The organism is Novosphingobium meiothermophilum (assembly GCF_003171715.1).
GTDB classification, from domain to species: Bacteria; Pseudomonadota; Alphaproteobacteria; order Sphingomonadales; family Sphingomonadaceae; genus Novosphingobium; species Novosphingobium meiothermophilum.
Genome location: NZ_QGHL01000010.1, coordinates 49,913 through 70,236 on the forward strand (window position 1 = coordinate 49,913; position 20,324 = coordinate 70,236).

A 20,324-nucleotide genomic window follows, 5' to 3' on the forward strand; every position below is an offset into this window, starting at 1 on the left:
CAAGCCTGTTGAACACCGGCATTATCTGGCAACATCCACCACCCGGTCGACGACAAAGGTCGTCTCGCTGGTGGGCAGGCCCGTGCCCGGCTGTCCGCCGCCAAGACTGATGCGATAGGTGCCTGCAAAGACCTGCCGCGTTCCATCGGGGCGCACCGCCGAAAGATCACGCGGGGAAAGTTGCAGCGTCACCGGCTTGCTCTCGCCCGGCTTCAGCGCCACGCGCGCAAGGCCGCGCAGGGCAATGCGCGGCGCGCCGGGCTGATCGGGAAAGCGCAGGTATGCCTGCACCACTTCCTCGCCCGCGCGCGTGCCGGTGTTGGTCACTGTGGTGGTCACGCGGATGCCCTCCGCCGTGCTGCCACCCACCGGCTCTACCCGCACCGGGCCATAACCGAAGCTGGTATAGCTCAGGCCATAGCCGAAGGGATAGACCGGCTTGCCTTCGAAATAGCGGTAGGTGCGCCCCTTCATCGCATAATCGCCGAACGGCGGCAGCTCATCGACCGAACGATAGAACGTGAGCGGCAGGCGCCCCGAAGGATTGGTCCTGCCCGCAATCACGTTGCCCACCGCAAGCCCGCCTGCCTGCCCCGGATACCATGCCTCGATCAGCGCATCGGCATTGTCCTTGGGCCAGGAAAGGTTGATCGGACTGCCGTTCATGGTGACAACCACCAGCGGCTTGCCCAGCGCCTTTGCCCGGATCAGCAGTTCACGCTGGTCCATCGGCAGTTCAAGGCTGGTCTTGTCGCCGCCGTCGAAGCCCTCGATCCTGATCGGCATTTCCTCGCCTTCAAGATCGGCGGTCAGCCCCACCACGGCCACCAGCACATCGGCATCGGCCGCTGCCCGCGCCAGATCGCCCCACGGATCGCGGGTGATGCGCTTCCAGTAAAGCCCCGGTCCCACCGGACCGCCGCCTTCCAGATCGAAGTGCAGCGGATAACGCTCGCCCTTGGTCAGTTCCACTTCGACATAGCGCGCCATTTCGCCCCAGTTGGAATAGCGCTCGGAACGGATCAGCGGCTTGTCGGCCTGCCCGATCTGGCCCTTCACGCCCACCAGCCCCAGCTTGTAAAGGCCGCTTTCGGGAGCAACGAAATATCCGTCCCACACCACCTTGTGCGCCGGAGCAATGGCCTTGAACTGCATCGCGCTGCTGGCCAGCGTGGCCTCGGTGCGCACCATGGCGGGCTTGGCGGCATAGGTCCGTTCCCCGCGCGGCCGTTCGGGATCGATCGCGTTGTAATAGGCCGCGCGCAGGCCCGGCTTGCCATCAGGCGTCAGGAAATGGCCCGGCGTCACCAGATCGCCGTCGGTGATCGAAGGAGCAAAGGGCACGGTCACGACCTGCGCCTGCGGCATTGCCTGCTTCAGCCCTTCGGCCACGGATATCGGCGGCGCGGAATTGGGCGAGGAATAGTTGCCGCGCAGCACGCGCGTGGCATCGCCCAGCGGCCCGATCACGGCAATGCGCGCATCGCTCTTCAGCGGCAGGACGCCGGTGTTCTTCAGCAGGACAAGGCTCTTTTCGGCAGAGACGAGCGAAAGCCGCCAGCCCTCCTCGGTGCCCACCGCGCTTACCGGCGTGGCATTGGGCTGGCGTGCGCGCATCCCGGTCAGATCGCCGTTGCGATAGCGCGCCGAGAACAGCCGCACCAGCGCGCGGTCGATGTCGGTGGGGGTGATATAGCCCTGCCGGAGCGATTCCCGGTAGCGTCCGGCAAGGCCGGGCACTTCGCCCACCGTGCCGGTGTGGCATTCGTTGTCCACCCCGCCCAGCAGCGCCGCCGCAACGCCCGATGCCGCATCCGTGGCAAAGTGGTGCTTGTCGTAAATGTCGACCACGGCATCGCAGTCCGAGACGACATAGCCCTTGAAGCCCCACGCCCCGCGAAGATGCTCCTTCAGCAGCAGATCGCTGGCGCAGGCCGGTTCGCCGTTCACGCGGTTGTAGGCGCACATGATCGAACCGGCCTTGCCCTCGACAATCGCGGCGCGGAACGCGGGCAGATAGGTGTCCTCCAGATCATGGCGGTTCACCATGATGTTGTCGATATGGCGGCTCGGTTCCGGGCCGGAATGAACGGCAAAATGCTTGGGGCTGGCGATCACGTCTGGCAGGTCCGGGTTCGGTCCCTGAATGCCCTTCACATAGGCCACGCCAAGCTGCGCGGTCAGGAACGGGTCTTCGCCATAGGTTTCCTGCCCGCGCCCCCAGCGCGGATCGCGGAAGATATTGATATTGGGCGCCCAGGTATCCAGCCCCGTGCCGATCTTGCCGAGATGGCCGGTGATGCGCGCCAGCGTGTGCAGCCCGCGCAGTTCGGTGCTGATGACGCGCGCAACATCCTGAATCAGCGGTGGATCGAAGGTGGCCGCCAGCCCGATCGACTGCGGAAAATTGGTCGTGGGCACCGGGCCGCCCGCGCCATGCAGGCTTTCGGTCCACCAGTTGTAGGCCGGAATGCCAAGGCGCGGGATGGCCGGGGCCACGTTGAGCAGTTGCTCCACCTTTTCATCGATGGTCATCTTCGCCACGAGCGCGCTGGCCAGCTGTTCGGCCTCGGCCACGGGGGGCGATACGCCTTCGCCCGATACCACGGCGCCCGATACCGCAGGGCCGGAAGCTGCGGGGGCCGCTGTCTTTGCGGGAGCGGGGGCCTGCGCATGGGCCGAAGCAGATGCGAGCGCTATCACCGCCGCCGAAATCCACAGGCTTCCTGGCCCGCGCGGGGCCAAAGATCGGTCGTTCACGTGAAATCCTCTTCCCTTGTGCTGTCCTGCGAGGCGCGACCCGGCAGGCTCGTGTCGACAAAATCTTGGCCGTTCAGACGGGTTGCAGCCCATATCTGACAATGCGTTCGATCAGATCGCGGTGCCTGGGCAATCCCGCCAGCAGCCGCGCGGTGGCATCGGCATTCTCGCGGCGGGCGCGGCGCGCTTCGCGCACTTCCGGCTCCAGCGCGCGCGCCGAAACTTCCGTGCGAAAACCCATGCCGTAAAGGACATACTGATACGAGGCCGACGGAAAGACCTCGTCCACCCGGTCGAACTCCTCGTGCATGTAGGGTGGCTGGAACTGCCACAATGCCAGCAGTTCCTGAAGGCGTTCGGGAATGCTGGCAGGGTCCATGTTGTCGCGCCAGAACGCCGTGTCGCGGCGCTTGCTCAGCACATAGTGCAGTTTGAGGAAATCGATGATCCGCCCCCAGCGGTAATGCGTCTTGTCGTTGTAGCGCCTCGCCACGATGTCCATGACCTCGCGCGCAGGGGGGAGCTGTTCGGCAATCATCTTCGCCGAAAGCTCGATCAGCACGATCGCCGATGCCTCCAGCGGTTCAAGGAAGCCTGCCGCCAGCCCCACGGCCACGCAGTTGTTCTTCCAGAACTGCTCGCGGTGGCCGGAACGGATATCGATCCGGCGCACCGCAAGCCCATCCGCGGCAGGCCCGATATAGGCGCGCAGTTCGGCCTCGGCATCCTCCCGCGAAATGTGGCGGCTCGAATAGACATGCCCCACCCCGCGCCGCGTCGGCAGGCCGATGTCCCAGATCCACCCTGCCGACTGCGCGGTGGAAATGGTGTGCGTTGCCACAGGGGCCTGCGGATCGGGATAGGGCACCTGAACGGCCAGCGCGGTATCGCAGAACAGCACGTCGTTGCAGTCGCGGAAACCCACGCCCAGCGTCTCGCCCAGCAACAGGCTGCGCATTCCCGTGCAGTCGATCCAAAGATCGCCGGTGATCTCGCCCGCCTGCTGCGTGGTGATCGCGCGGATATCGCCGCGCTCGTCCTGATGCACTTCCAGCATGTCGGCCAGCACATGCTTCACGCCCAGCCTTTCGGTGCAGTGGCGCTGCATGAAGGGCGCGAACCTTCCGGCATCGAGATGGTAGGCATAGTTGGCCTGCCCCTCGTATTCCGCACTGGCCATGGTCTTGGGGGCAAGGTTCTCGTCGCAGATGCGGCCCTGCGGGCATACCGCATCGCAGAACGTCTCGCCATTGTCGCCGTCCGCGTGCAGCGTGCCCGAAAGCCAGTGCGGCGCCAGATTGATCTGGCCGAAGCGCTGCGGCAGCACCAGCGGGTGATAATAGGCATCATCCGGCGCGCCCGTGGTCCAGCGGGCGAAAAGCGCCCCCTGCTTGAAGGCCGCGTCGCATTCGCGGAAGAAATCGGTTTCGGAGATGCCCACGCTCTTCAGCGTTGACCGCATGGTCGGCCAGGTGCCCTCGCCCACGCCGATGATCGGCACATTGGGGCTTTCCACCAGGGTCACGGTCAGATCGTGGCCAATGCGCGCCTTGTGCCGGGCCGCGATGATTGCCGCTGTCAGCCATCCGGCGGTTCCGCCGCCGACAATCACGACATCGCGCACTGGCCGCACCATCCGAGTCCCGCTCCGTTCCCGCGCCGATGGCAGCGCCGGGCGCAAACCCGGCGCTGCCATCATGGCTTCATCAGTAGTTGAACCGCGCGCCGAACACAAAGCGGCGGCCATAGTTGAAGGTTTCCAGCGGCATGTTGGACCAGCGCCCATAGGTGCTGAAGTTCGAGTTGTTGATGTTGGTCACTTCCCCGAACACGGTGAACTGCTTCGTCACCTGATAGCTGGCGCTCGCGTCCACCTGGAACTGGCGGTTCACGTTCACCGGCTCGGCCCCGAAGGTGCCGCCCTGCTGCTGGCCCAGACCCAGCAGATAGCTGTCGCGCCAGTTGGCCGCAACGCGCACTTCCAGACCGTTCTTGTCATAGAAGCCGACGAAGTTGGCCGAATTGGCGAGCCCCGTGATCGCAAAGGCCGAACCGGAAATGTCGGTCGGATCGAAATTGCGATTGGTGCTGACCAGCGTGCCGTTGGCATTGAAGCCGAAGCCGCTGTCGCCGAACACGTGCTGCAAAGCCAGTTCCACGCCCTTCACCGTGCCGTCGGGACCGTTGACGCGGCCGTTGACCTGGAACTGGGCAAGCTGGTTGGTGAAGGGATCGATCACGCCGTTGATCGTCTGCGTGCTCACCCCGCCTACGATGAAGTTGCTGATGTTCTTCAGGAACAGGTTCACCGCAGCATAGGAGTTGGGGGCATAGTAGTATTCTGCCGCCAGATCGAAGTTGTCGGCCACATAGGGGCGCAGGTTGGGATTGCCCCCCGATGCCGCAAGGCTGCCGCGGCGCAGCGTGCCAAGGTTCACCGTAGGCCGCAGATCGCCCAGCGCCGGACGGGTCAGCGTGCGCGAAGCATCGAAGCGCGCCACCAGCTTGGGCGTGATTTCCAGTTTCACGTCAAGGCTGGGCAGCAGGTAGTTGTAGGAGCTTTCGCGCCGGATGGTCTGTTCGGGCGTGAACGAATCCACGGCAATCAGCGTCGGGTCGGTCAGGACCGTGATGAGCCGGGTCGGCAGGCGGCCGATCGCCTTCGAAGTGACCTTGGTATATTCGTTGCGCAGGCCCGTGGTCACGTGGAAGGGCATCCCGCCCAGTTCGGTATCGAACGTGACCTTCACGAAACCGGCCCAGATGCGCTCGGTCACGCCCAGCACGCTGGCCGGATCGAAGGCCGGAAGCGTGGTGCCGCCGCCGGTGGCCTCAAGGATCCTGTAAACCGCTTCGGGATCGTATTTCACGATCGTCGGCGCAAGATTGCCCTGATAGCCGGGGATGAAGCCCGCGGTGCTGATGTCGCCCTGGAAGATGCTGGATGGCAGCGGCGCCACGCCGCCAGTGCGGCCCGAAGGCGCGCCATAGCCGCCATAGCGGAAGAACGTGCCGTTGACGAAGGTGTTCTGCCCTTCCTGATAGAACTCGTCCTCGGCATAGCGCACGCCGAAGTGAACCTTGAGATCATCCTGATCCCACTTGCCCACGACCTTGAACTGCTTGACGAGGTCGGTGAAGTAGTTGGGATTGCGCACGATCACGTGGCTGCCCATGATCGACTTGTCGGCAAAGCGGCTGATGTCGCCGGCCGGGCCGATATTCTTGATGCTGGGCAGGAACTTGCTGCTCGGCCCAAGGATCGTCACGCCGGTATTGGCGCCCAGAACGGTGCCATAGGTGCTGCAGCTCGTCGGCGGGGTGCTGGCGGTGGCGCCGTCGGGGAAGGTGCAGGGCGTGGAAACGAATGGCCCGCCCGGATTGGTGCCGCCATAGCCGATGTCCATGTTGTTGACGATGCCGTTGCGGCCGGGATTGAGCACCGACTTGGAAACCGCGCCGTCAAAGTCGAACGAAAGATTGTCGGTGGCCTCCCACTTGAGGTTGCCGCCGATGATGTAGGTCTGGTTGATGTTGCGCGTCAGACCCGCGTTGAAATCCATCGGCGTGCCGAACTGGGTGAAGTCGATCACCGTGCCGTTGCTGTCCTGACGCACGTTGCGCAGGTCATCGCCGTTGAACCACGCGCCATAGCCATAGGCGGCGGTGCGCAGCGTCTGGCGGGTGAAGGTGCCGTCAAGCGTCAGTTCCAGCGTGTCGCTGGGCCGCCACTGATAGGCCAGCCGCCCGTCGATACGCTCGTCCTGCGTTGTCACCTCGTTCGCGCCGACCTGCTGCGGGAACCAGCCCAGCACGGTCTTCTTGGCGGGCGTCAGATCGGCAGGCGCGCAGGCGGCCTGCGCCTGGCACTGGTAGAAGCGGTTGCCGATCCAGCCGGGGATGAACACCTGATTGGCCGTGGTATCGACCCGGCGATAGGCGGCATAGGCAAGGATGCCCATGGTATCCTCGGCAAAGGTTGTGCTGGCCAGCACGCCGCCCGACGGTCGCACGTTGCCGTTGCGGTCCTGGATCGACCCTTGCGCCTTGGCCACCAGCTTGGTGCCGGTGCTGTCGAACGGCTTGGGCAGCGCCACGTCGATGGTTGCGCCGATCGCCGCCGAACCCAGCGTCACGTCGGGCGTCTTGTACACGCTCAGGCGAGTCACGAAGTCCGAACCGATCGTGGTGAAATCCACCGCGCGGCCGCCCGATGCGGTCGACAGGCGGCGCCCGTCGAACTGGGTATCGTTGAAGTCGCCGCCAAAGCCGCGCACGGTCACACCGGTTGCTTCGCCGCGCGAACCCGAACGCTGGATCGAGATCCCTGGCAGACGCTGGAGCGCGTCGGCCACGTTGGCATCGGGGAACTTGCCGATGTCTTCTGCCGAGATCGCATCGACCACGCCCGATGCCGAGCGCTTGATGTCCATGTTGCGCTGGAGCGATCCGCGAATGCCGGTGACGATGATGGCCTCGTCAAGCTCTGCCCCATCGGCCTTGGGCGCGCTCTCGGCCGTCTGCGCGTGCACCGGCATGGCCGCGCCCAGCGCCAGCATCAACCCCAGCGCGCTTGCGCCGCAGCGCAGCCGCTTCGAGGAAAGACGTGCGATACTCATAACCCTAGATCCCCTCACAAAGGTCTGACGGCTCCCCCGTCCGGGCAGATGGCGGAACCCGGCCTGCCGCGAACCGCGGCAGGCATGACAAGCGTGCATGCAGAGGAACCCTTCGCCGGTGCGGTCATGGGCCGCCCGTCATCTCTCTCCACGCCGATGTGCCTTGCGCCATCTTGCCGTGCTGCTTCTAGTCAAAGTAGATAGCGCTATCAAGAATTATTTGTCCGACTTAATGCGCAACCCTTGCAAACTGTATCCACTTCGCATCATAACCGCGCAGGGGCACGCGGAAGCTGCCGGTTTTCGCCTCTGGCGCGCTGGTGATAGCGCAATCAGAAGGCGCCGCGCAGCAAAGACCGCACGAAAAGGGAGGGAACCGATGGCCGAAGATATGCAACTGCTCGACAGCGCGCTGCATCGCGACCTGCGGATGCACGCCGTGGGAGGCCAGCGCCCGCACATGGTGCAGATCGTCCTTGCAGAAGTGCCGCATGCAGCCACCATCTGCCCGGTTCTTCTGGCGAAATCTTCCGAAACCGGTCAGTTCTCGCTCGTCGCCCTGTTCGGCTTCACCATCGGCGAATGGCTGGTGGACGGGGCCGAATCGGGGCTTCCCGCGTTCCTTCCGCTCGATCTGCAACGGCAGGGCTTCTATGCCGCCGACGCGAGTATCGCGATCGACCGCGCGCACCCGCGCTTCGCCGATGGCGCAGCGGTTGCCCTGTTCGATTCGCATGGCGAAGCCACCCCCGCCATGCGCAAGGTGCAGCAGGCCATCGGCCAGTTGATGGCCATGGGACCGCCGACGCAGGCTTTCATCGATGCGGCCGTTGCGCTGCGTCTGGTCGAACCGATCGACATCGAACTCCGGTTCGATGATGGCGCGGGCATCACGCTCAACGGGCTTTACACGATCAGCGGCGATGCGCTGTCGGATCTCGATGATGCGGATATTGTCCGACTATTCCGGAAAGGCTGGCTTCAGGCCGCCATCGCCATCCGCAACTCGGTCCACCAGATCGGCACGCTCGCCCGGCGGCGCAACGAAGCGCTTGGTGCGCGCGCCGCCGCGGGCGCAAGCCATGCCCCTCTTGGCAAGGCCCTTGCCGGCTGGGCCTGAAGCATGGGCGGCTTACGCGAACTGGCCTGCGATGATCCCGCGCTGCAAGGGCCGGATGCCTTTCGCGTCGGCGTGATCGAACAGGGGCGGCCCGTGGTCATGCGCGCCATCGGCCGCCAGCTTCCCGCTGTCGGCCATGGCGCGGCATCGCCCGAAGCCGCGCTGGCCTATCTCGCGCGGTTCGAACAGGCAGGCGCCGGGTCTGAAGGGGCAAACACCGGCGGGCCGGAGGTGTTCATCGCGCCCGCCGATGTCGCGGGCCGCTATTTCTACAGTGCCGATCTTGCGGGCTTCAACTTCACGCGCCAGACCATGCCGCTGACGCAGGCGTTCGCGCTCATGCTGCGCCATGCTGCGGATGGCACTGCGCCCACCTGCTATGCCGGTTCGGTGCTGGCCTCGCATTATCTGCCGGGCTTTGCCGAAGCCAATCGCCTGAACGTCGTGCCCCCGCAGGTCGAGGCGCGGCTGTGGATCGGCAATGCCTCGCACGTTGCCTGCCATTACGATGCCTACGAGAACGTGGCCTGCGTGCTGGCTGGAAAGCGCCGCTTCACGCTCTATCCGCCGGCTGCCATCGCCGGTCTCTATCCCGGTCCGATCGATCACACCATGGCGGGCCAGCCCGTGAGCATGGCCGCCGCCGATCCGGCCAATCCTGCCTATCCGCGCTTTGCCAGGGTGCGCGATCTGGCCGTGACGGTCGAACTTGGCCCCGGCGATGCACTGTTCCTGCCCAAGCTGTGGTGGCACGAAGTTGCCGCCGCCTCCCCGCTCAACGTCATGCTGAATTACTGGTGGGATGCCACCGCCATCGGCCCGGATGCGCCGATGCTGTCGCTGCTCCACGCCATGATCGCCCTTGCCGAACGCCCCGCGGCCGAGCGCGAGGCTTTCCGCGCCTTCTTCGATCACTTCGTGTTCCGTCCTGATGGCCACCCCCTTGCGCACCTGCCCGAAGCGCAGCGCGGCGTTCTGAAGGATCTGCGCGGCGAGGGCTACGGTCCGATCCGGGCCATGATCGCGCGCGCCCTGCGCGGCAACTGAAACCCCCTTTCCCACCACACGGAGCCAAGCCATGCCCCAAGCCCGCCTGACCGCTTTCTCTGCCCTGCTGCTGGGAGCGCTATCCGCGCCGTCCTGCGCCAGCGCGCAAGTTGCCACCCCTGCCCCGGCGGTCATCCCCGGCGCGCCGAAGGTCACGGTCGAACGGATCATGGTGCATGGCAAGGCGCTTGAAGGCGCGCTTGAGGGCGACAGCGCCGACCGCGAAGTGCTCGTCGTGCTGCCGCCCAGCTATGGCCGGGACCGCACCCGGCGTTATCCGGTGGTCTATGCGCTGCACGGCTATTCCATCGGCGCGGGCGAATGGACCGGCGAACTGCATGTGCCGCAGGTGATCGAGGGCGCGCTCGCCAGGGGGCTTCTGGCCAAGGGTGATGCGCCAGAAGGCGCGCGCGAGATGATCGTGGTCTTTCCCGACAGCAAGACCGTGCACAACGGCTCGATGTATTCATCGTCCGTCACCACGGGCGATTTCGAACGCTTCATCGCGCACGATCTGGTGGCCGAGATCGACCGCCGCTACCGCACCATCGCGCGCCGCGAAAGCCGCGGGCTGGTCGGCCATTCGATGGGCGGATATGGGGCCACGCGCATCGGCATGAAGCATGCCGACGTGTTCGGCGCGCTCTACCTGATGAGCCCGTGCTGCCTTTCGGCGCGCACATCGGCCGGCATCAGCGCCGAGACCATGGCCGCCTATGCCGCGATGAAAAGCCCGGCCGATTCGGCCACCCTGCCGTGGATTTCGCGCACCACGCTGGCGGCGGCGGCGGCATGGTCGCCCAATCCGCGCAATCCGCCGCTGTTCCTCGATCTGCCGGTCGACCGCGAGGGCGCGCCACGGCCCGATGTGCTCGCCCGGTGGGCGGCCAATGCGCCGCTCGCCTTTGTCGACCAGTATGTCGGCAACCTGCGCCGCTATGCCGCCATCGCCATGGACGTGGGCGACAAGGACAGCCTCAAGGACGATACCGAACGCCTGCACCGCACGCTTGAAGCCTATGGCATCGCCAACCGCTTCACCCTTTACGAAGGCGATCACACCAACCGCGTCGCCTTCCGCTTTCAGGACGAGGTCATGCCCTTCTTTTCGCGCCACCTTCAGCACGGTGCGCGCAAATGAGCGCGCGGCAGCTTGCGGCGGCATCGCTGCTCGCGGCCACGGCGCTTGGCAGTGCACCGGGCGCGGCGGCGGCCGACCGGCGGCCTGAAGCAGACCAGCGGCTTGAGGCAAGGGGCGAATGGAGCGTCACCACGCGCGGCACGGCCCCCCTGCCCCCGATGGGCTGGAACAGCTGGAACGCCTTCGGCACCGATATCGACGAGGAAAAGGTCATCGCCTCGGCGCAGGTCATCGTCGATTCCGGGCTTGCCGCCAAGGGATACCGTTTCATCAACATAGACGATGGCTGGTGGGCAAAGCGGCGGCAGGCCGATGGCCGCGTGCTGATCCGCACCGACACCTTCCCTTCGGCTGCCACGCCCGATGGCAATACCAGCTTCCGCCCCTTGACTGACCGTCTCCACGCCATGGGCCTGAAAGCCGGTATCTACAGCGAGATCGGCCGCAATTCCTGCGGGCAGATCTATGGCGATCCGAACGGTCCCGGCCAGCCTTCCGGCACCCAGGCAGAGCGCGAGATCGGGCTTTACGGCCATATCGATCAGGACATCGCGCTCTACTTCGGGGAATGGAACTTCGATTACATCAAGGTCGATGGCTGCGGCATCCGCGCGCTGGGGGCAGAAAGCCCGCAGGTCCGGTCGGGCCGGTTGCGCGCGCTTGCCCCGCTGATCGATTACGACACGATCGCCAATACCGATATCGGCGCGGTCAAGGCCCTGTTCGATCAGGTCGGCCGGGCGCTGTCCCGCAACCGGCCCGATAACGGATTCGTCCTTTCGATCTGCCTGTGGGGCACGGCCGATGTGCGCTCGTGGGCGCGCTCGCTTGGCAACCTCTCGCGCACCAGCGAGGACATCTCGCCCAACTGGGAGCGAATGCTGCACAATCTCGATTCCGCCGCGCGGCGCGAGCTATACGCCAAACCCAACAGCTGGAACGATCCCGACATGCTGTTCATCGGCAGCGGCACGTTCGATGATGCGCACATCACCGAGGCGCGCTCGCACATGGCGCTCTGGGCCATGCTCAATGCACCGCTCATCATCGGCTTCGATCTGCGCAAGGCCACGCCCCGGCTCATGGAGGTGCTGGGCAATGAACGGGTCATCGCGCTCAATCAGGATGCCGCCGCCAATCAGGCCGTGCTGGCCCATGATGGCGCCACGGTGCAGATCTTCGTCAAGACGCTGGCCGACGGCACCAAGGCGGTTGCCGTATTCAACCGCACCGGCGGCCCGGTGGAGGCAACGCTCACCGCGGCGCATCTGAAATACCGGGCCGACCGGCCGGTCTTGCTGGCCGACCTGTGGGACAGCGGCGAACGCACCTTCACCGATGAACTGCCCCTGCGGCTTGCCGCGCACCAGACGCTGCTGTTCCGCGCCAGCGGCACGCGCGAGCGCCCGCAGGGGTTCTATCTTTCCGAACAGCCCGCAATTGTGAACCCGGCGGTCGATGGCGTGGTCTATCCCATGGCCGATCCGCTGGTGCATCGCGGCATGTTGCCGTGGCGATCGAGCCGGGGCGATGGCGAACACCCCGTCTATGGCGGGTGGGGCGGCGCGCGGGCCGATGCCACGCCGTTTGCCCAAACGCCCAAGATGGCGGGCAAGGTCTATCACAGCGCCATCGGCACGCTGGCCAATTCGCGCATCGAAGTGCGCAACACCGGCTTTGCCACCTTCAGCGCGCTGGCGGGCATCGATGATTCGGTGGCCGATCCGGCCATGCGCGTGCGCTTTTCGGTCCATGCCGATGGCAGGCGCCTGATGCGGACGGGCTGGATGAAGCGGGGCGATGCGCCCGCCTCCGTCACCGTCCCGGTCAGCGGCGCGAAGATCATCGAACTCGTGGCCGAAGGCAACCGGCCGGTGATGCAGACGGTGGCCGTCAACTGGGCCATGGCCGCGCTCGATCGGTAAAAAACGGCCCGGACCGGTTCTTGCCCGGTCCGGGCCGCAGTCATGTGGCAGCAGCTACGGGAGGAACGGCAGTGCTGCTGCCGGGCACAACCGGTTGATCGGCCTCACGGCATGACCTTGACCACGCTGACCGAATGCGGCGGCAGTTCGATGCTCAGCACGCCGCCCTTCGCCCGCGCCGAAACCGCACGCGGAGCAACCGTCGCGGGCGCGGCGAAGGTGTTCACGCTGTCCACCTTCGGCGCGCCCAGAACTTCGCCGCTGGCCGAGGCAAAGCCCGGCAGACGGAACGTGGCCGGGCGCGCGGGGTCCACGTTGACCAGCGAGAGCCACAGCGTTCCGTCAGTGGCCTTTGCCGCCATGGCATCCACGCGCGGCAGGCGGTGCTTGCCGTTCACGTATTGCCCTGCATCGAAGGCCACCGGCACGACGCGCGCATCCTGAAACGGCACATACATGCGGAAGGCATGATAGGTGGGCGTCAGCACCATCTTGCCGCCATCGGTCAGGATCATGGCCTGAAGCACGTTCACCATCTGCGCGATATTGGCAATCTTCACGCGCTCGGCATGGCGGGCAAAGATATTGACGTTGAGCGCGGCGATGATCGCATCGCGCATCGAGTTCTGCTGCTGGAGGAAACCGGGATTGCTGCCGGGCGCCGGCTCCAGCCACGCGCCCCATTCATCCACCGCGATCAGCAGCTTCTTTTCGGGGTCATACTTGTCCATGATCGCGCTCTGTTTGGCGATCAGGCTGTCCATCGTCAGCGTATCGGCAATCGCCTCGGCATACTGGTCATGGCCGAACCCGGTTGACGGCAGGTGCGGCGGCCAGCCGCCGGTGGTGTATTTGTGCAGCGAAACGCCTTCGATGTCCCAAGAATAGACGCGGTCCTTCCACGCCTTCATCACCTCTTCGGTATAGTCCAGCTTGTCGCTGTCCCAGCCCACGGCGATGCGCTTCATGCGCGCCGCACCTTCACGCTGCGCCGGGTTGTAGTTGCGCGTGAACGCGGCAAAGCGCTTCATTTCCTCGACATAGTGCGTGGCCGACATGGCCCCGCCGCAGCCCCAGTTCTCGTTGCCAAGGCCAAGGATCGGCACCTTCCACGGCGCGGGATGGCCATTGGCGGCGCGCTCCCTGGCCAGCGTCGTGTCCTTTTCGGCGGTCATGTATTCGATCCAGGCCGCCGCCTCTGCCGCCGTGCCCGATCCGATGTTGACCGAGATATAGGCATCCGCGCCGATCTGCTCGGCAAAGTCCATGAACTCGTGCGTGCCGAAACTGTTGGGTTCGGGCACCCCGCCCCAGTTGCTGTTGATCTGCACGCGGCGCTTGTCTGCCGGGCCGATGCCGTCGCGCCAGTGGTATTCGTCGGCAAAACAGCCGCCCGGCCAGCGCACGTTGGGCACCTTCAGCGCCTTGAGCGCGGCCACCACATCGCTGCGGATGCCGCGCACGTTGGGAATGGGCGAATCCCTGCCCACCCAGACCCCGTCATAGATGCCCGTGCCCAGATGTTCGGCAAACTGGCCGAACACATGCCGGTCGATCACCGGGCCGGGCCTTGACGGATCAAGCCGCACTTCCACCGGCCCGTTGGCGCGCGCGCTGCCCTGCGCGGCGGCGGGCATAGCCAGGGCAAGACCCGCCACGGCCAGCGCGGCCGCCGAAATCGCGGGCAGAAAGGCCCAGTCCTTCGAGGCCCGCTTTTTCAGGACACGCGGCGTCAAGGCGCGCCTCTTCAGGGCGCAAAGCCCCCCTGCGATGGAACGCATCGCTTCATCCTCCATGCTGGCGGGGGGCAGCGCGGCCCCCCGGCCGTGTTTCAGGTCAATCCGTGCAGGGCAAAGCTCAGTGGCCGCCCCAGCCTTCCATCTGCTCCAGCTCCTTGCCCTTGGTTTCGGGCAGGAACGCCTTCACCAGGAAGAAGCTGATAACCGCGCTGCCGGTGTAGAGGGCATATGTCTGGGCAAGGCCCAGCCCCGCCGCCATGGCCGGGAAGCTCTGCACCACGGCATAGTTTGCCCCCCACTGCGCCAGACCGCACACCGCGAGCGCCGATCCGCGAAGCTGGTTGGGGAACATCTCGCCCAGCATGACCCACATCACCGGGCCCCAGCTCACATTGAAGAAGATCACGTAGATGTTGGCCGCGATCACCGCGACAAGGCCAAGCTCCTGGTCCATCTGGAGCGCGCCCGCCGCATCAAGCGTGCCTTGCGAGAAGGCCCAGGTCATCGCGCCGAGCGAAAGCGCCATGCCCACCGAACCCACCAGCAGGAGCGGCTTGCGGCCCACCTTGTCAACCAGCGCCATGGTGATGAAACACGCCGCGATCGAGACAAGACCCGACACGATATTGCGTTCTAGCGCGGCCTTTTCCGAAACGCCCGCCAGCTTCCACAGCGTTTCGCCGTAATAGAAGATCACGTTGATGCCCACGAACTGCTGGAACAGCGCGATAATCAGGCCCGCCCACACGATCGGGCGCAGCACGGTGCCGGGGGCCAGCACATCGGCCAGACGCGGGCGGTGATCGCTGGCAAAGGAAGCGCGGATTTCGGCCACCTTGCGCTCTGCCTCCTCGGCACCGAACAGCCGGGTCAGCACCCCGCGCGCCTCGTCCTCGCGCCCGCTGCTGACAAGATAGCGCGGGCTTTCCGGAATGAACTGCAATGCCACAAGGAACACCAGCGCCGGAACCGCCTGCGCCAGATACATCCAGCGCCATGCCGGCACGCCCGCCAGCGCGCCCAGCGAATCCCCGGCCTGCTGCGCCAGCAGATAGTTGACCACGAAGGCCAGCGTCAGGCCGGTGATGATCATCACCTGCTGCACGCTCGTCAGCCGGCCGCGGATGGCCGCAGGCGCCACTTCGGCGATGTAGGCGGGCGAAAGCACGCTGGCCGCGCCCACCGCCATGCCGCCCATGATCCGCGCGATCACGAAGAGCGCGTGATTGCCGGTAAGCCCCTGGATCAGCGCGCCCACAAGGAACAGGACCGCCGCCAGCACCATGATGCGCTTGCGCCCGAAACGGTCCGCCAGCCGGCCAGCCAGAAAGGCGCCGCCTGCACAGCCCACCAGCAGCGAGCCGACCGTGAAGCCCAGCCCGTTCTCGTCCAGCGCAAACGCACCCTTCAGCCCCGACTGCGTGCCATTCACCGCACCGCTGTCGTAACCGAACAGCAGGCCGCCAATCGTCGCCACGGCCACGATCGCGCCCACCAGCGCCATGTTCGTCGTATTCTGCTGCGTTGCAGCCATCGTCCTCTCCCCTTGCCGCCAGACTGCCCAGGTAACAGGCGTCCGGCGCACCTTAGTAAAGCCGGTTGACCGCATCTTGGCCAGCCCCGGTCATGCCGCCCAGCATCCGAGGACGTGTCATGATAGCGCTATCTTTTTATCGCAATGACGCGGGCTTGCAAGAGCCAATCTTGCGCGATTTGTGCAAAATGCGCATGGCTGCGGGATTGAACGCTTGCCAAGCCATTGTCACACCGTCAGGACATCAGCCTGGCAGGACATCGGGCGGGGGATCCAATGAAATGAACCGGGTGCCATGAACGAACAGCGCGCAAGAAGGCGTCAATCCGGCCGCCCGACGGTCAACGACGTTGCGCGGCTTGCCGATTGCTCGCCAATGACGGTCAGCCGCGTCATCAACGGCGGCACCGGCGTGCGCGAGGAAACCCGCCTTGCCGTCGAAGCCGCCATCCGCGAACTCAACTATGCCCCCAACCGCGCCGCGCGCAGCCTTGCGGGCGCGTCGCAGTTGCGCATCGCGCTGCTCTATTCCAACCCTTCGGCCGCCTATCTCAGCGAACTGCTGATCGGCTGCATGGATGCAGCCAGCCGACTTGATGCGCACCTGGTGGTCGAACGCTGCGATCCGGACCGCGATCAGGCGCGCATGATCGCCAAGCTGGCCGAGAACGCCATCGACGGTTTCCTGCTGCCGCCGCCGCTGTGCGATGATACCGCGCTTCTTGCCCGCCTGCGCCGCGCGGGCACCCATGCCATGCTGATCGGCCCCGGACAGGCGCAGGCCCAGCACGGCGTGGTGATGATCGACGATTATCAGGCCGCCTACGACATGACACGGCACATCCTCGATCTGGGCCATCGCCGCATCGGCTTCATCATCGGCAACCCGCACCAGTCAGCCAGCGCGCTGCGCCTCGCCGGTTTCCGCGATGCCATGAGCGAGGCGGGCGTTCCGGTGGACGAAGCGCTTGTAAAGCAGGGCCAGTTCACCTACCGTTCGGGCCTTGATGCGGCCATGGAACTGCTGGCCCTCGCCGATCGGCCGACCGCTATCTTCGCCTCCAACGACGATATGGCCGCAGGCTGCGTTGCTGCTGCCCACCGCAATGATCTTGATGTGCCCAAGGATCTGACCGTGTGCGGCTTCGATGATACCGCGCTTGCCTCCACCATCTGGCCCGAACTCACCACGATCCGCCAGCCGATCCGCCAGATGGCCGAAACCGCGCTTGACCTGCTGGTGCAGGATATCCGCGCGCGGCGTCAGGGCGATGCGCGCGGCCCGCGCCACGCCACGCTCGATTACCAGCTTGTCCGCCGCGATTCCGACGCACCGCCGCCCGCAAGCGCCGCCGGTTGACCGGAAACCGGCGCTAATCTGAAACGGGGAGGGAAAAGCCCGGAACCGGCAGCATCCGGCCATCGTAAAGGTTGACCACCGGATTGTCCGCCCAGGCATAACGCACTTCGGCCACTGGCTTGCCATCCCCTTCCAGCAGCACGCTATCGCCGTCGATCGCGGCGCGGGCAAAGCTGCACGCAGCCGCCGCATCGCACAGTTCAAAGCCGATCGGGCCTTGCGCGCTCCATGCGTGCAGGCCGCCCGCAATCCCCGCAAGGCCGATGCGCACGCGCCCGTCCGCCTCGCGCCGCGCCGATAACGGCATGGGCATGGGCTGTCCTTGCGCGGCCATGGCCAGGCGCTCGGCCAGGGTCAGCTTGTTGGCGGGGTGAATGTCGGTGCGCTCGCCCAGATCAATCGCCGAAACCAGCGCCGCGGCAGGATCAGCGGCGGCAATGCGGCGCTGCATGTCACGCATCTGCGCCCAGCCGGATGCCACCGGATGGTCTGCCGGCGCGCCATAATTGGCCAGTTGCACCACCAGAACCTTCAGGCCTGCGCCAAACCGCGCGCGCCAGCCTGCAATCAGACCGGCCATGCGCGCTGCGTAATCGGGCGTGCCCACATCGCTTTCCCCCTGATACCACGCCGCGCCCTGCATGGCGAAGCGGCCCAGCGGCGCGATCATGCGGTTGTGCATCAGCCCGATTCCCGCATTGGCATCCCACGGCGCGCGCGGCGGATCGCCCACCACGGGCGCAATGGCAAAGCGCCAGCCATCGACCAGCGCCAGCCGCGCGCCGTCGCCCAGTTCCAGCATCAGCCGGTCGGGCGCGCTGGCAAAGCCGCCGTTGCCATAGGTGTTGGTCACGGCCACCAGCACCTCGTTCACGCCTTCGTGCAGGGTTCCGGGCGGCAGGCGATAGGCGCGCTCCTCGTCCCAGCCGAAGGTGTTACCCACCGCGCGGCCGTTGACGAAGGTCATGTCCATATCGTCGAGCACGCCAAGATGCAGCCGCGCAGCCGCGCCGGACGCCGCCTCGGCCTGCGCCTTGTCGAGCACGATCTGCCGCCGCAGCCAGACCGTGGCGATGGTGTTTGCCGCCAGCGGCGTGCCCTGCCATGCCTGCCAGCCAGTGATGGCCGGAACCGGCTGCCATGCCAGCACATCGGGATCGGCCCAGGGCGCGGCCTTGCCCTGCACCCGATACCAGTCCTGCCAGCGCGGCGCGAAGCGCGTCACCGCTGCCAGCGGATCCTTTTCATAGAGGCGCAGCAGCGCCATGTCGTCGGCACCCGCCAGCGCCGCGCCTGCCTGCGGATCGAGCCAGGGGTTCACCTTCGATCCGCCCCAGCTTGCATGGATCGCACCCACCGGCACGCCGCGCTGGCGGCGCAGTTCGCGCGCCATGAACCAGCACGCCGCCGAAAAGCCCGCCGCGCTTTCGGGCGTCGATGCCGTCCACTGCACGGGCGCGGCAAAGCCGGTCTGGGGCGTGAAGGCCTGCCCCTTTGGCACTTGCAACAGGCGCAGCGCCGGATCGGCGGCGCGCGCGGCTTCCGCCTCGCCGTTCAGCGCGCGCGACAGCGCAAACTCCATGTTCGACTGGCCGGAACAGAGCCAGACATCACCCACCAGCAGATCGCGGCGCTCCAGCCTGCGTCCGCCCGCCTCCAGCGTCAGCGCCACCGGTTCTGCCGAGGCCGGGCGCGGCGCGAACGCCAAGGCAAAGCGCCCCGTGCCATCGGCGCGCGCCTGCGATGCCTCGTTGCCCAGCCTTGCCGAAATGCGCTGACCCGGCGCAGCACGGCCCTCCACGATCACCGGCGCGCCGCGCTGGATCACCGCGTGATCGGTCCACACCGCGCTGATTTCCAGCTCCTGCGCGGCCGCACCAGTGCCGGCAAGCAGGCAAAGCGCCGGGCCAAGCACCATTGCGCGGCCCGCGCGCATCATAAACCGCTTGCCTAGCATACCGCGTCTCCATCCCAGACTTCGGCCAGCGCCAGCGGCGCACCCGGCACGCCAACCTCGAACATGAAAAGATCGCCTGCCTGCGGCTGAGCGGCCAGCGCTGCCGCGTCCAGCCCCTTGCGCGCGGTGGTCACGAAGGCTTGCGTCAGGTCAGGCCCGCCAAAGGCCAGCTTGGTCACGTTCGCCACGGGCAGTTCCACCTTTTCCAGCAGTTCGCCATCGGGCGAATAGCGCGCCGCGCCCCAGCCGTTCCACAGCCCGGTCCAGACGCAGCCCTGCGCATCGCACACCGGCCCGTCGGGATAGGCTTCGGGAAAATGCTGCGCGGTATCGGCAAACAGGCGCGGGGCGCCGCACCGTCCTTCGCCATCAAGATCGGCCACCATGATCCGGCGCGCCAGCGTATCGGTGAAGTAGATGCGCCGCCCATCGGGCGAGACAGCAGGACCATTGGTGATGCACACCGCCTCCGGTCCCTGCGCCGCCACCACATTGCGATGCGCGCAGTAGAACCGCCCGGAAGGCGCGCTTTCCGCATCGTCCATCGATCCGAACCACACCCTGCCCGCCGGATCGGTGCAGGCATCGTTCAGCCGGTTGCCGTCCGGCTCGCCCGGAACATCCGCCAGCTTGCGCGCCTCGTCCGTGGCAGGATCGAAGCGGTAAAGCCCGTCCTTCAGGCCCGCCAGCAGCTTTCCGCCGTGCGCGGGCAGCACCCAGCCCACCTGATCGTGAAGGACATGCACTTCGTGCGCGCCGGAATGGGGCGCAAAACTGTGCACCTGATGGCGCTTGATATCAACGAACCACAGGCACTGGCGCGCCGCATCCCATACCGGGCCTTCGCCCAGCGTGCACTGCGCTGCCAGCACCTGCCGCGCCGGACCTTTCGCTACCGTTTCGCTCACTGCCATCCTCTCCTTGCCCTTCGCGCTTCACGGCGACAGGGCAATTGTCTGCTTTAATGCCGGATCAGATCAATTCCACCCTGCATCGACCCAGTAGGCGTGAGCGGTGCAGAAGCGGGCCTGGTCGGAGGCGAGGAAGAGGGTCATGGCGGCGATGTCGTGGGGCTGGATGCGGCCCTTGAGGCACTGCGCGGCGACGATCTCGGCCTCGCCT

General features: G+C 66.1%; 13 protein-coding genes. 5 read left to right on the plus strand and 8 right to left on the minus strand.

Annotated features, from left to right (window positions below):
• Positions 1 to 21 precede the first annotated feature (21 nt).
• From DKM43_RS11395 to DKM43_RS11405, 3 genes are all read right to left on the minus strand, one after another.
• Positions 22 to 2,607, minus strand: coding sequence for a glycoside hydrolase family 3 C-terminal domain-containing protein (locus DKM43_RS11395; RefSeq protein WP_236632538.1), 2,586 nt, complete (start codon positions 2,605 to 2,607; stop codon positions 22 to 24).
• 226 nt (positions 2,608 to 2,833) lie between these two features.
• Positions 2,834 to 4,396, minus strand: a complete 1,563-nt coding sequence (locus tag DKM43_RS11400) for a tryptophan halogenase family protein (protein ID WP_109798641.1) — start codon at positions 4,394 to 4,396, stop codon at positions 2,834 to 2,836.
• A 70-nt stretch (positions 4,397 to 4,466) separates the two neighbouring features.
• Positions 4,467 to 7,379: a TonB-dependent receptor gene (locus DKM43_RS11405; RefSeq protein WP_109798642.1), complete on the minus strand. Its 2,913-nt coding sequence runs from the start codon at positions 7,377 to 7,379 to the stop codon at positions 4,467 to 4,469.
• A 379-nt stretch (positions 7,380 to 7,758) separates the two neighbouring features.
• Here DKM43_RS11405 and DKM43_RS11410 point away from each other — a divergent pair, with 379 nt between their 5' ends.
• The 4 genes from DKM43_RS11410 to DKM43_RS11425 are packed head-to-tail and all read left to right on the plus strand — an operon-like array spanning position 7,759 to position 12,612.
• Positions 7,759 to 8,499, plus strand: coding sequence for a SapC family protein (locus tag DKM43_RS11410; RefSeq protein ID WP_109798643.1), 741 nt, complete (start codon positions 7,759 to 7,761; stop codon positions 8,497 to 8,499).
• A gap of 3 nt (positions 8,500 to 8,502) precedes the next feature.
• Positions 8,503 to 9,546 carry a cupin-like domain-containing protein gene (locus DKM43_RS11415; protein WP_109798644.1) on the plus strand — a complete coding sequence of 348 codons (1,044 nt, stop codon included), beginning with the start codon at positions 8,503 to 8,505 and terminating at the stop codon, positions 9,544 to 9,546.
• 31 nt (positions 9,547 to 9,577) lie between these two features.
• Entirely contained in the window at positions 9,578 to 10,687 is a 1,110-nt protein-coding gene (locus DKM43_RS11420; RefSeq protein ID WP_109798645.1) for an alpha/beta hydrolase, read from the plus strand.
• Positions 10,684 to 12,612, plus strand: a complete 1,929-nt coding sequence (locus DKM43_RS11425) for an NPCBM/NEW2 domain-containing protein (protein ID WP_109798646.1) — start codon at positions 10,684 to 10,686, stop codon at positions 12,610 to 12,612. Before DKM43_RS11420 ends, DKM43_RS11425 begins: the two co-directional genes overlap by 4 nt.
• Before the next feature lie 104 nt (positions 12,613 to 12,716).
• Here DKM43_RS11425 and DKM43_RS11430 read toward each other — a convergent pair whose 3' ends face one another.
• Positions 12,717 to 14,249: an alpha-N-arabinofuranosidase gene (locus DKM43_RS11430; RefSeq protein WP_201739858.1), complete on the minus strand. Its 1,533-nt coding sequence runs from the start codon at positions 14,247 to 14,249 to the stop codon at positions 12,717 to 12,719.
• A 220-nt stretch (positions 14,250 to 14,469) separates the two neighbouring features.
• Positions 14,470 to 15,885 (minus strand): sugar porter family MFS transporter, encoded by a 1,416-nt coding sequence (locus DKM43_RS11435; protein WP_109798647.1) that lies wholly within the window; start codon positions 15,883 to 15,885, stop codon positions 14,470 to 14,472.
• Positions 15,886 to 16,180: 295 nt separating this feature from the next.
• Between DKM43_RS11435 and DKM43_RS11440 the strand changes: the two genes are divergently transcribed.
• Positions 16,181 to 17,245, plus strand: coding sequence for a LacI family DNA-binding transcriptional regulator (locus DKM43_RS11440; RefSeq protein ID WP_109798648.1), 1,065 nt, complete (start codon positions 16,181 to 16,183; stop codon positions 17,243 to 17,245).
• Positions 17,246 to 17,258: 13 nt separating this feature from the next.
• Here DKM43_RS11440 and DKM43_RS11445 read toward each other — a convergent pair whose 3' ends face one another.
• The 3 genes from DKM43_RS11445 to DKM43_RS11455 form a co-directional block, all read right to left on the minus strand.
• The gene (locus DKM43_RS11445) at positions 17,259 to 19,184 is read right to left on the minus strand and encodes a sialate O-acetylesterase (RefSeq protein WP_236632535.1); all 1,926 of its coding nucleotides are present in this window, start codon (positions 19,182 to 19,184) and stop codon (positions 17,259 to 17,261) included.
• Between the two features lie 11 nt (positions 19,185 to 19,195).
• Complete coding sequence (locus tag DKM43_RS11450; protein WP_236632536.1) at positions 19,196 to 20,110, minus strand: SMP-30/gluconolactonase/LRE family protein; 915 nt, start codon at positions 20,108 to 20,110, stop codon at positions 19,196 to 19,198.
• Between the two features lie 69 nt (positions 20,111 to 20,179).
• The coding region (locus DKM43_RS11455) for an SDR family oxidoreductase (RefSeq protein ID WP_145960508.1) at positions 20,180 to 20,324 on the minus strand (145 nt) is incomplete at its 5' end.

Coding starts and splice junctions, on each gene's coding strand:
- DKM43_RS11400 (WP_109798641.1), bottom strand. CDS start 4,396: ATGGTGCGGCCAGTGCGCGATGTCGTGATTGTCGGCGGCGGAACCGCC.
- DKM43_RS11405 (WP_109798642.1), bottom strand. CDS start 7,379: ATGAGTATCGCACGTCTTTCCTCGAAGCGGCTGCGCTGCGGCGCAAGC.
- DKM43_RS11410 (WP_109798643.1), top strand. CDS start 7,759: ATGGCCGAAGATATGCAACTGCTCGACAGCGCGCTGCATCGCGACCTG.
- DKM43_RS11415 (WP_109798644.1), top strand. CDS start 8,503: ATGGGCGGCTTACGCGAACTGGCCTGCGATGATCCCGCGCTGCAAGGG.
- DKM43_RS11420 (WP_109798645.1), top strand. CDS start 9,578: ATGCCCCAAGCCCGCCTGACCGCTTTCTCTGCCCTGCTGCTGGGAGCG.
- DKM43_RS11425 (WP_109798646.1), top strand. CDS start 10,684: ATGAGCGCGCGGCAGCTTGCGGCGGCATCGCTGCTCGCGGCCACGGCG.
- DKM43_RS11430 (WP_201739858.1), bottom strand. CDS start 14,249: ATGCCCGCCGCCGCGCAGGGCAGCGCGCGCGCCAACGGGCCGGTGGAA.
- DKM43_RS11435 (WP_109798647.1), bottom strand. CDS start 15,885: ATGGCTGCAACGCAGCAGAATACGACGAACATGGCGCTGGTGGGCGCG.
- DKM43_RS11440 (WP_109798648.1), top strand. CDS start 16,181: ATGAACGAACAGCGCGCAAGAAGGCGTCAATCCGGCCGCCCGACGGTC.
- DKM43_RS11445 (WP_236632535.1), bottom strand. CDS start 19,184: ATGATGCGCGCGGGCCGCGCAATGGTGCTTGGCCCGGCGCTTTGCCTG.